Below are 11,953 nucleotides of genomic sequence, written 5' to 3'. Positions count from 1 at the left end.
TGAGTAATGGAAGCACCATTATATACAACTCCTAAGGGGGATCATAATTGCAAGGTATGGCGTTGCATCCAAACGAGGTTATCTCCTGCTAGCGGCAGTTGCCATATCGCCGTGCCGTCGTCTTGATAGATGCGATAAAAGCTTAGGGCTTTATGAGTGAGGTGCTGTTTTCGCAGGGCTAAATAGATGCGTTGCGCCGTGTCTGTCAGTGTATTGGGTGACGATAGCTCGGTATTATTAATACTGATGTCATAACGTTCTACGCGGCGTTGCGGCCAAATTTCGGTGCTACGGCTAAAGTGACCGCGGATCTCATAGCGAATGGGGGTGGAATAACAGTCTTCATCGGTTATGCAGGCTGCAAAATAAAAAATACCCTGATCGGCCGAGATCTCGACTAGAGAGATGCGGATATCGCTGCGCACCAAGCGGTTATCTTGTACCGAAAAATAGAGGTCACCATGATACATCTGCTCTTTAAGTTGACCTTGGTGCTGCTGCAGCTCTGGTATCGCCAGCTTGTTATAGGTTTTTTGCTCCATTCTAATTTTGGTGCTCAAAAAATCAGACAGGGCTAAGTGGCCTGCACGCTCGGCATCGCCACGAATATTGATCAACTGTTTTCCAGGGCATTGGCCCGCTTGGTAGTTAGGGCATATTGCGATACTGTCACGGTTGGCACTTAACTGGGCAAAACCTTGAAAGGTGTCAAATGGTGGCGGCGAGCTGGGCTCATCCAGCAGTTGCTGGTGCAAGCGTTGTGCGGCCACCTGCTCATCAATAGCGTTGTCAGCCACTGAGGTTAATAGGGTAAAAAGCCCCTGACTACCACTTAATGAGCTGACTAACCCTTGCTCTTGATAGGCATGTACCTGGGGTTGTTGGCTATAAGACAGATAACCGAGTAGCGCACTACACAGCAATGCTATTGCCAGCAGCACAGGCATCGTGGGCCGGGTAAAAGGCTTAGTGACAGCGGGCTGATGAGGCAACTGCAACAGATAACCATGGCGCGGAACCGTTTTAAGCTCGATAGTCGGCTGATCGGCCAGTTTTTTGCGCAGCATACTAATGCACTGTTGTAATGAAGACGGTGCGACCACGCGATTAGGCCAGCCTATCCGCATAAGGGTATCTTTGGTCACCAGTTCACCTTGCTGACTTAGCAGTTGCTGCAGTATCGCGGTCTCGGCATAGCTAAGATCGATACAGGTGGACGTACGGTGGTTATATAACTGTTGCTGAGCAACGTTAAGGCTCAACTCTGAGGTTAATTGCACGGAAACTCTCTACAAGGGGCTCACGCTGCCAGTATAAGGCGGTGAGGATTAACGCGGAAATGTTTGCTGTTGAAGTATGATCAAGCTCTGTGTTTCATGGGTTAATGCCGCCCAGCGTGTAACGCTGAACGGCATTAATTTCCTTGCAGGGAAAACTGAGCGTTACAAGTTGTGTACCTGTTTTAGATTGTCTATTGAGTGACAAACGGCGCAGGATTCAACTTGAAGTTGGTTAGCACTCACCCCAAAACGGCCACCGTTTTGTTCCATGTGAGCACGTACTGACTTGTTAATCACCATGGTGCCGTCGCTATTTTGCTGTTTAGCATGGCAGGCATAGCAGGTTGCCGACACGGGTGAAGTGTACGCATCGACACTGATATCCGTTGCTGGATGGGCTCTCGAGTCAGGGTTGTAGTCTAAGTCGAGGGCCAGCGGACGACCCACCGCGGTCAAGCGATCAACCCCGAAGGTGTCGCCTTCGTGACAACGATAGCAGTTTGCCTTGTCGGCAGGGTACTCAACGTTACGCACACCATCTGCACGATCTTGTGTCACGCGTTGGTTGGTATGCAGTGAGTGCATCCACACTTTGTGATCTGGATGGCTAACGGTGAGTTGCTCAATATAATCCCAATCGCTTGGTTTAGTGTGCATTTCACGGATCGCTTGTGTCGGTGGCGTGTTTGGATTGTGGCAGGCCAAACAGGGATCGACGATATCTGCGGTAGAGCTGAGGAAGGCAGGCTGACCTTTGATGGCCATTGCACGTGGTTTAAACGGACGTAGGTGTTCGCCTAATTCGTCATGATCGTGACCCGAGAAACAAGTGGTATCGGCCAGCTCTTTGTTGATCTCGGTGACTTGTGCATGACAACCGCGACAGGCCAGCTGTGAGTTATCATTAAACTCATCATAGCCATGGCAGGTGCCGCAGGTCTTGTTTGAAACAATTGCTGGGCGCTTAGCTTCTGGCGCATCGGTTAAACCGTCTTTATTAAAGAACCAACGCTTATTGGCTTCGGCATTTTTGGTATGCCCAGCTTGATCGCAGCTCACTAAGTTTTGTTGCTCGTCAAAGCAGTAAATAAGGCGATTAGAGATAAAGCCTGAATCATTAATTAAGTCACCAGAGAATTGGTCCTGCGTAACAACAGGCCCCATTAAGTAACTATAAACATTACCTTCGCTGCGATATAGCGGCGTACGTTCACGCTCACCTGCAGGGGTATTGCCGCTGCCATCTTGGGTAATGTCTTTCTTGTTACTTTTAACATAAATGGTGTAGCCACGACTGCTGGTAAAGTCGACTGACGCGCCCCAATTAACGTATAGCTGCAGATTCTTAATCCAATCGGCATTAGCAGGGTTGTTGTCGGTAATCGCGATTTCTTGTCCTTGTCTGTCGAGTAAAGCAAAACTAATTTCAGCAAAGTGTTGGCCACCTTGTTGCACCAATTTTGCGTCGCGCAGATCGACATTGACAATATTACGCTGATCTTCAGCTACCGCTTTTTCATGTTTGCCCATGTGTGCTGTGTAGGTGCGCTCAGGAGCGTGGCAGGTTAAGCAGTTGCCGTTATCGGGTTGAGAATCATGATTGTACACCGCATTGCTGGTCATATCATGACAGCTTGAGCAGGTTTCACGAGTCGGAACTTGGTACCAGTTAGTGGCCTGTGGCTGTTGCTCGCTTACGGTTTTGCTGTGACAAGCAGTACAGCTACCGAGTGCTTGTGGTGTCACACCAATGTGAGCGGTATGGGCCAGTACCGGCCACACTTTGCTCGGATCTGACATCTTGTTATTGGTATGGCAACTGGCACAGCTTTCGAGGTTATCACCGCCATGTTTAATCTCTGCAATAGCGTCATGGCAGTTTAAGCAATTTGCCGCATCTATAATGCTACGATTGTCTTCTATGTCGGTACCATTGGTGTTGAAATCGATAATTGTGGTGGTGGCGGGTACAGTCGCGCTGGCAAGAATATTCAGTTGTACTCGCTGGGTGAAGTCGCCATTAAAACTCGCCTCACCTTGAACTAGTGGCGCATGCATAGTGTAGCGGTAACTGCCATCAAGATTATCGATGAGTATACCGTCACATCCTTTAGCTGGAGAGCAGGTTTCGCTGGCCAGCGTTTGCCACTGCGAGCGCTCACCTGCGGCTTGGGGTTGTAATTGGCTAGCGTAGATTTTTAACGCAGCAATTTTTATCACCGGCAGAGCGTATTCATTCTCTGCTGAAAAATCGATGCTCAGTAGGTTGTCAGTCACACTGGTGTTATCGATGCTGATCGACAAGGTGTTAGCTTGGGTGCTGACGCTGTTAGACGGCTTACCGTCTTCGCCCGGCTTGCCATCTTCACCGTCGGAGCAGGCGACGAGGCCCAGAGATAAGCTACTCAACAGTGTTAAGTAGCCCAGCTTTTTAAGTCTTATGGTTTTCATCATATATCATCTCATTTTAGTCTTTTTAGCGTCGTGATTATGGTTCGCGACTGCGGCAAAAGTGTGCCTGAATCTGGATGTCGACAATGTGAACAATCAGCTGTTTATCCGCATATTCAGGCTTTTGAGACGTTTTTTGGTTTTTTTTAGCTTTTTTTAGGCCTAATCAGCACGCTGCCTATTGCGCCGCTTCCATGGATTTATTACCTAGCGGCATCTTTGCTTTTATAACGCGCCGAGCCTCTGGCATAATGAAGTGCTATTTCCTTAACAACAGAGCTATCGTGACGTCAGAATCAAATCAAACCCCTCATATCGGAGTGTTTTTCAATCGCCATTATCCGACCCTAGAAGCCATTTGTGAGCGTTGGGGGCTGGTGTTTGATAAGGACTCATTGTTTGAGTTGGTATTTGAACATGATTGCCTCGTGCTCAATAAGCGTGATGAGCCAAAATTAAAAGGGATAGCAGTGGATTTTGTCTCAGGTGCAGTTGCTCATCGCCGCAAGTTTGGCGGCGGCCGTGGCCAATCCATTGCCAAAGCCGTTGGGCTTAAACAGGGCGTGACTCCGACAGTTGTCGATGGTACCGCAGGCCTTGGGCGTGATGCTTTTGTGCTGGCAAGCTTAGGCTGCAAGGTGATCATGGTCGAGCGCCATCCTGTGGTAGCAGCACTACTTGAAGATGGCCTACGCCGCGCCTATATTGATGGCGAAATAGGTCAGTGGATGCAAGCGCGTATGAGCCTATTTCATGGCTCAAGCCTTAATGCATTAGCCGATGCGGCTAACACATCTGGTACTGAAATTGATGTGGTCTACCTAGACCCCATGTATCCCCACCGTGAAAAATCTGCACTAGTTAAAAAAGAGATGCGGGTGTTTCAATCTTTAGTCGGTGCCGATCTCGACGCCGATGGTTTGCTTGCCCCCGCCATGGCGTTAGCCACCAAACGCGTGGTGGTTAAACGCCCTGATTACGCCGAAGACTTAGACGGCGTCAAACCCAGCACAGTTATTGCTACTAAGAAAAATCGCTTCGATGTGTATGTGAAAGCTGCGATGAAAAGCAGTTGATTGTCCAGGAAATTAGCATCTTACTAGATCTGTTGTTTAAAGCATAAGTCGCTTCCAGCGACAAGATCCTTGCTTTTGTTTACGCGATAGATGTGTTCAACGGCATTTCTATCTGTGTTCCCGCGACTCCTCCTCATACTATAAAAAATATTCAGCGTCCGGCCCGCGCTAAATTTGTTATTTCAGAGTCCCATATCGTTAACATTGCTGTGGCGCAGGTTATGTGTGCTTTAACTGCAGTGATGGAGGCATCTGATCAGGGTTGTGTTGGCAATAATTAACAGTCGGTTGGCGTAAAGTACTGTGTTAAATGAATATATTAACATGTCAGTAAGGCTTGTTACACAGCGTTACATTCAGCGTGAATTAATCTACCTTTTAACATTCTTATCAAATATAATCCCGCCCAAATTAAGGTCAACGTATCCCTTTTGTCGACTATTGCTCAGTGAAGTGAAGGTTTACAGGAAGGGGGATGTCTAAAATAATCATCAATAGTGATATAGAGAAATATGAATCATAGAATTTTACAATGGTGCAGCACGTTGTGGTGCTTGTTGCTTTTAGGGATGAGCTCTTTTGCTTATGCAACGCCTGACTATAATTTTTCGCTGACAAAACAAGGGTTCACTGCACAACAGACGTACCAGATTATTGGAGATGCAACGTTTGTGGCTGCATTCGCATCTCAAGGTAGTCAAACTAAATTACTCAAGTTCACCAATGATTCTGGTCAGCGACTAACCCGCTGTAATATTTCAAAGAGAGGTTTAGAATTAACGTTCGAAGCTAACAGCACTTGCGATACAGACTCATATGACACGACATTGGAAGCCGGTGACTCTTGTACTGTTGCTGTGACTTACACGCCAAAATCTTACGAGCCATCCACCCCACAGCTGCAATTATATTGTAACGATGTTTTGTGGGCGGGTGAGGATAGCACTACTAATATTCGGCCCACCTTTATTATTGAGGGCCATGGTTCAAATCCTAGCTTTACCGTTAATGCTACTGCAACTAGCTCTGGTGTGAAAAGCGTAAGCCCAACTTCGGCTGTGCAGGTTATATCGGGGCAGAAAGCCTATTATGACGTCGTTGCAGAAACGGGATATACCATCTCTCAGCAGGTAACAGGAACTTGCCCTGCGGGTACCTTTAATTCTGGTCGTTACTCAACAGGGGCTATCGTCGCTGATTGTACTGTCGGTTTCTCGGCGGTACTTCGTCAATATGAACAGTCCTTCAATAGTCTTGGTGGTTCACCTGTTGCCTCAATTATTGCTGATTTTGGTACAGCGCTCACTGCGCCGACTAGTCCGACCCTTGCGGGTTACAGCTTTGCTGGTTGGACCCCAGCGTTACCAGCGACGGTACCAGCAAAGAATGCGACGTACACGGCGCAGTGGACGATTAACAGCTATAGCTTAACTTTTGATAGTGCTGGCGGCTCAGCGGTGGCACCTATTAGCGCTAATTTCGGTGCTGACATCGCTGCACCAATGTCACCAACGCGTGAAGGTTACACCTTTGCTGATTGGAGCCCTGAAGTGCCAGAAACAGTGCCAGCAGCAAATACGACATATACAGCGCAGTGGGCAATTAACCGCTACAGCTTAAGTTTTGACAGTGCCGGCGGCTCAGAGGTAGCGCCTATTAGCGCTGATTTCGGTGCAGCTATTACCGCGCCTGCAGACCCTATTCGTGAAGGTTATACCTTTACTGGTTGGAGTCCTGCAATGCCTGCCACTATGCCTGCGCAAAATCTGATGCTAAAGGCGATATATGAGCAAATAGAGCTGACGGTTACGGCCTCTGTCTCTGGTGATGCAACCATTAGCCCTGCTTCTCAGCAAGTGAATTATGGCAGCGCCGCAAGCATCGAACTGACGTTGGCTGATAGCGACGATATTGTATCCCTGTCGGGCTCATGTGAAGCCGCATTATCAGGCAGCCAAGTGATCACGTCAGCCATTACAGAATCTTGTGATGTAGTCGTCACCGTCCACCCTTCAAGTACAGTTGAAAAAGATACCGATGCGATACTGGGCAGTAATGGTACTAGTCGCTTTAAGTTTAACGGTGGTGCTGGCGACAAGTCGCTTGGCAGCGTGAGTGTATTGCGCGCGGGTGTGGAGTCTGAGCTGGCGTTTGAAGACGCAACAGCCCTGCTAACACTGCAAGAGGATGGTAGTTATATATTCAGTGCATCGCGCACGGGTCGTTACACTTTATACTTTGTCGATACGGTCTCTGGTGAGCAGATTGCCGTGGTTTATAACGTCTTTCCTTACCTTGCCTTTACGGCTAGTCAGCAACCAGTGCAGCAGGGTGTGACAACAAGGGTGCAAGTGTGGCTTAGTGATGAGCCTGTGGAGTACCCAGTCACCGCCACTGTGTTAACAGCAGGTGTTACCGAGGAGATGGAGCGGATTGAATTGACTGCAGCGCATCAGTTACTGCGCAGTTATGAAGTCAGTGCGGCGGCTACCACTGCACAGCTATCGCTACAAGATGAGGGCGTAACACAGGCCCTATTAGGTACGCCAGCAGTGCATCAGCTAGCTGTGCAGGCATTACCGCCAGCATTAGCGTTGACAGCAGCGGTGCATCAAAATGGCGTGGCAACCTCTGTTGTTAACCAGACTGATGGCCTAGTGGTATTGTCGGTCGGTGAATTGAGTGAAGCGGGTGTGAGCTACCATTGGACATCGTCAGACTTGGCCTTGCAAGCTGCGGGCGCAAGTGCCAGCTTTGATCCCTTGGTAGTGGCAGAGGGTTCCTATAATGTTACTGTGACGGCTGAGTCAGACGATGGCCGTCAGGGTCGGTACGATTTGACTCTGCGAGTGATAGTAGACTGTCCGGTCGCCAGTTGTGTGGGTATTACTAGCTCAGGTATTCCGGCGGCAGAAAACAATGTGGCAGCGATGCCAAACCGTTTACCTATTTGTCCTAATGTGCCGCTAGATAACCGCGTGGGAACATGTCAGGTTGAAGGCACAGAGCACTTGTACGCTGAAGTGCCTAATCAGTATCAGTTGGCGCTGGGCGTGCTTACTGGGGAGCAATCTTGGCGTTCAGGGCAATTTGGTATTGCACTGAACGATGAGACATTGCTCGACAGTGATTTTGTGCAACATGGCGTAGTGCTTAACTTCGATGTGCTTGGCTTAGCCAGCCCTGGAGAGGCGGTGCCAGTGGCCATTCCATTGCCTGCAGCGACAAGTATTCCACCCGATGCGGTATGGCGTAAGTATATCAATGGTCAGTGGCAAGAATTTGTGGTGGATGCGGCAAATCGCATCGACAGTGCCGCTCGTGATGCGTTGGGTCAATGCCCTGGTGTGTCGTCAGACAGCTGGACGACAGGATTAACCGCAGGCCATGGCTGCGTGCGCTTAATCCTTGAAGACGGAGGTCCTAATGACGATGATGGCGTCGCAAACGGTGTGATCCGCGATCCAGGTGTATTGGCCGTGGCTAAGGCGGTAGTGCCACCAACAGAACCCGAGCCTAGCGAAGGTGTCTCTGTCAGTTCAGGTGGTGCAGTAGGCGGAATGTTTACCGGCTTGCTGAGCTTGATGGTGCTGTGGCGACGTCGTATGGTATTGGCAGCGGTGTTGCTGCCAACGATGGCGTCGGCTAACGGCCTTTACACTGGTGTAGATGCGATGGCAGTGCACACTGATGTCAGCTCAACAGATGTCACCGCCGCTATGCAGGGGGCTTGGCCAACAAGTACCGCACAGGTAAGTGATGAGCTGCGCACTGGTTTTCGTGCTTATGCGGGTTATAAGGTTTTGCCTAGCGTCTCATTTGAGCTGGCATGGGTGGATCTTGGCCGTGTTAACACTCAGTTTGGCAACATCGCGCCACAAGGCGAACTATCAGCTTTGGGGAGTGTGATCCCCTTATCGGGTGAAGGTGTCGAAGGTAGTGTCATTTTACAGCCTTGGGTCTATAAAGACCTTATTACCCCGGGGCTGAGGATCGGGGTGCTGCACCTGACCAGCGACAATGACTTTACCACCACCAGTGAGCATTATAGAGAAAGTGATAGTGATAACGTATTGGTGGTTGAGGTTTTTGCTGGGATAAAGTTAACCGATAGATGGCAGGTCAAAGCTGGGGTGAGTCGTTATGATACCCGCCCTTATTTGACCTATAGCGCGCAAGTGGGGTTACAGTATACCTTCTAGCGGGCTAAGTTTTAGCGAGTAACATGTACCCCCTTCCTCTATAGGTGACTATTGGGGAAGGGTTTTTTATAGTTAATTGCATTTTTTTACGCAAGCGGGAGACTAAAATGTCCAGCGCCCGCCCCTCCTTATCACAGGTATCAATATCAAGAGCTTGAGTGAGCTTATAGCGTGATACGATTTTGCCCTGTTGAGCGATAAACTGCAGTAGCAGTTGATGCTCGTTAGTGCTGAGTTGGCAGCTGTATTGATCTTGTTTTAGCACCCGGCTTTCTAAATTTAAGCGATAATTGAGAAATAATAATTCTGAAGAGGGTTCTTTTCTGGGCTGCATTCTTCGCTGCAGAGCTTGTATTCGCAGCAGTAACTCATCTGGATTGATTGGTTTACAGATATAATCATCAGCTCCGGTTTTAAGTCCTTGAATTCTAGCTTGTTCAGAACTATTGGCTGAGATAAAAATTTTACCTGAAGGGTTGTTGTTTTGATGTAGTTCTTCGAACAAGTTTAAGCCCGAGCCATCAGGCAGGCCGACGTCACATAAAATGATGTCGATTGAGGTAGGCTCATTTTGAATGATAACGTTGCGGGCCGAGCATAAATTGGCGACAGCCATAACCGTAAAGCCTGACTGCTGTAAAAAATGGCTTAAGCCTTCACGTAACCAATTGTCATCTTCTACTAGTAAAATACTGTTATTTTTCATCTTTTATTTTGTTGTTTGGTAGCAACTTCTTGGTTGAGGGCCGTTAATGCTTCGTTAAGGTGCTGCCTGAGCTGTGGTAAATAGTGGGTGATGTCAGTATTACTCTGAGTTAGGGCATTACATACATGAGCCAGCTTTGGCATACCAAGTGTAGCGGCTTTACCTGCCAATTGATGAATTAAGGGAGTTTTTATCCTAATAAGAGGATTGTTGAGCTTAGCGAGTATATCTGTTGTTTCATTATTTAGTTGCGTAAGCTGTTGCAGCATTGAATGGGCAGGTATAAAGCGAGCCAATTGCCAAAACTGTTCGCGGTTGAAGACTTGGATAACCCTGCTTGTCTCTAAGATTGCATGTTGTAATTTTTTAATATCAACAGGTTTATGTAGTATTGCTTTCACCCCAGCAGCCAAGCAAACCAGCTCTGTCTCTAGTGCAATATCGGCTGTAATAATACAGGTCTGGGGTAGCAGAGGATTGGTTTTTTTCAATTGTTTGAAAAAGGAAAGGCCATCACCGTCAGGCAGATTCAGGTCGAGCAGCAGTAAGTCGAATGACTCGCTTTGCAGTCGCTCCGTTGCCTGCGCCAAGGTACCCACCATAGAACATTCATGTGATAAATAATCCAGCATGCCAGATATGACTTGTTGATTGAGGGGGGCATCTTCAACCACGAGAATACGTAGTGGCGCTAACGATGTTTCCGTGGTGGCTTGTGGTGTGAGTTTAGGTTGCTCGACGGCAGGCAGTTGCAAAGAAAAGTAGAAGCTGCAACCTTTATCGGTGTTGCTGCTAAAGGTCAGCTCAGTCCCCATAGTGTGGAGTAACTGCTGCGTAAGCGCTAACCCTAGTCCAGAACCTTCTTGCTGCAGGCTCTGCCAGGCTCGGCCAAATGGCTGTAATACTTTTTCTTGCTCATGAAGTGGGATGCCAATGCCTTGATCACTAATACTAATACGATAGTTTGCATTCGTATTTGCTGGCTCAATGCTCAACTTCACCGTACCACTGTCACTGTATTTTATGGCATTTGATAGTAGGTTAGTCAGTACTTGGCGAAGGGCTACGCTGTTTATCATCACTTGCTGGGGAGCTTTTTCCGTGACGAACAGAGCTAAGGTTAACCCTTTGGCTTGAGCTAAGTGCCTGAAAGTGTCGAGAAAGCGTTGTAGCCATAGACGTAGTTCGATGAGTTGTGATGATGTGCTATCGGCAATAGAGTTATGTTCTGCCTCGGCTTGCCGCAGTATGTGCTGATTAATCATAGAGAGTGACTGGCCTGCTTCGGCGATCAGCTCACAGTCATATCGCGCTTTAGGATCGTCTAATTCTTTAGCCAGCAATTGTGCTTTACCTACAATGGCATTTAATGGGGTGCGAAATTCATGACTTAAAAAGGCCAGTAACTTTTTTTCTTTATCAGCGATATCGACAGCTTCACGCTGTAATTTTTGAATATATAGATATTGCTTTTCATTACAGAGTAAAAAGAAGCAGAATATCATGGCAAAACAGATAAAAAAGGGGATGCCGTCCATAAGCTGTATCATTATAATATTAAAGCTGCTGTTGTTATGTAGTTCAACACATAATACGCTCGTTAATCGATATGCTATGAGGGTTGTTCCTGCGCCAATCACGACATAAAATAGTGATGCAGCAACCTTGTAATGGTTTTGTTTGTAACGAATAATAGTCATGATAATCAAGCCATTAATTACCATGTAGGTTATGTTGAATATAATTATTCTGACTTGAACATTGGGTTGCAAGTAGGTGAAATAGACATACAGCACACTAAACAAAGCGATCCCGCAAAATAATGGCACACGCTGATATTTGCGTTTGAAGAAAGCGAATATACCGCCCAATTGTAATAGCATTGCCATTAAAAACAGATGATTGGTGATGATAACGCCAAGCCATGTAGGTGTGCTTTGCTGAGTGCTAAAAAGCAGTAGGGCTAAAGAAAAAATGGTGGTGCCAAGCGCCCATAAACCTACACCGGGTATCCCCCTGTTGGCGTGGTACAGTAGCCAGCAAAAAAATGAACAGATGAGGCAGAGCACTAAGGTGGAGGTGGAATTAATAAGCAGATCAGCCATGGCTTACCTATGTAAGGATGTATACACCCCTATGGTTAGAGTCGTGCCATCAGTTCAGATTTATTTTACCTCCTATAATAAATCGCAATGGTTAAATAAGAAAGAATTTATCATGCTTAAGTATTGTGGCTCT

General features: G+C 47.5%; 6 protein-coding genes. 2 read left to right on the top strand and 4 right to left on the bottom strand.

Annotated elements, in window-relative coordinates:
- Nucleotides 1–41: 41 nt before the first annotated feature.
- Both AC5YBX_RS16800 and AC5YBX_RS16795 read right to left on the bottom strand, forming a co-directional pair.
- Nucleotides 42–1,280 (bottom strand): winged helix-turn-helix domain-containing protein, encoded by a 1,239-nt coding sequence (locus AC5YBX_RS16800; protein ID WP_494524122.1) that lies wholly within the window; start codon nt 1,278–1,280, stop codon nt 42–44.
- Nucleotides 1,281–1,442: 162 nt separating this feature from the next.
- Complete coding sequence (locus AC5YBX_RS16795) at nt 1,443–3,734, bottom strand: multiheme c-type cytochrome (protein ID WP_494520585.1); 2,292 nt, start codon at nt 3,732–3,734, stop codon at nt 1,443–1,445.
- 311 nt (nt 3,735–4,045) lie between these two features.
- Between AC5YBX_RS16795 and AC5YBX_RS16790 the strand changes: the two genes are divergently transcribed.
- Complete coding sequence (locus AC5YBX_RS16790; protein ID WP_494524843.1) at nt 4,046–4,807, top strand: class I SAM-dependent methyltransferase; 762 nt, start codon at nt 4,046–4,048, stop codon at nt 4,805–4,807.
- Nucleotides 4,808–5,478: 671 nt separating this feature from the next.
- Nucleotides 5,479–9,009, top strand: coding sequence for an InlB B-repeat-containing protein (locus tag AC5YBX_RS16785; protein WP_494524121.1), 3,531 nt, complete (start codon nt 5,479–5,481; stop codon nt 9,007–9,009).
- Nucleotides 9,010–9,013: 4 nt separating this feature from the next.
- Here the strand turns inward: AC5YBX_RS16785 and AC5YBX_RS16780 are convergent, their stop codons facing one another.
- Together AC5YBX_RS16780 and AC5YBX_RS16775 are read right to left on the bottom strand one after the other, a co-directional pair.
- A complete protein-coding gene (locus AC5YBX_RS16780; protein WP_494524120.1) occupies nt 9,014–9,715 on the bottom strand; it encodes a response regulator transcription factor in 702 nt (233 codons plus the stop codon).
- Nucleotides 9,712–11,820 carry a hybrid sensor histidine kinase/response regulator gene (locus AC5YBX_RS16775; protein WP_494524119.1) on the bottom strand — a complete coding sequence of 703 codons (2,109 nt, stop codon included), beginning with the start codon at nt 11,818–11,820 and terminating at the stop codon, nt 9,712–9,714. Before AC5YBX_RS16775 ends, AC5YBX_RS16780 begins: the two co-directional genes overlap by 4 nt.
- Nucleotides 11,821–11,953: the final 133 nt, after the last annotated feature.

The sequence above is a fragment of the Shewanella sp. 492 genome (assembly GCF_059338445.1).
Note: the sequence above shows the minus strand (reverse complement) of the source record. Positions and strands in the feature narration are given on the sequence as shown.

What these genes read in the sequence shown, in the direction of transcription:
- AC5YBX_RS16780 (WP_494524120.1), bottom strand. Translation starts at nt 9,715, where the DNA reads ATGAAAAATAACAGTATTTTACTAGTAGAAGATGACAATTGGTTACGT.
- AC5YBX_RS16795 (WP_494520585.1), bottom strand. Translation starts at nt 3,734, where the DNA reads ATGATGAAAACCATAAGACTTAAAAAGCTGGGCTACTTAACACTGTTG.
- AC5YBX_RS16775 (WP_494524119.1), bottom strand. Translation starts at nt 11,820, where the DNA reads ATGGCTGATCTGCTTATTAATTCCACCTCCACCTTAGTGCTCTGCCTC.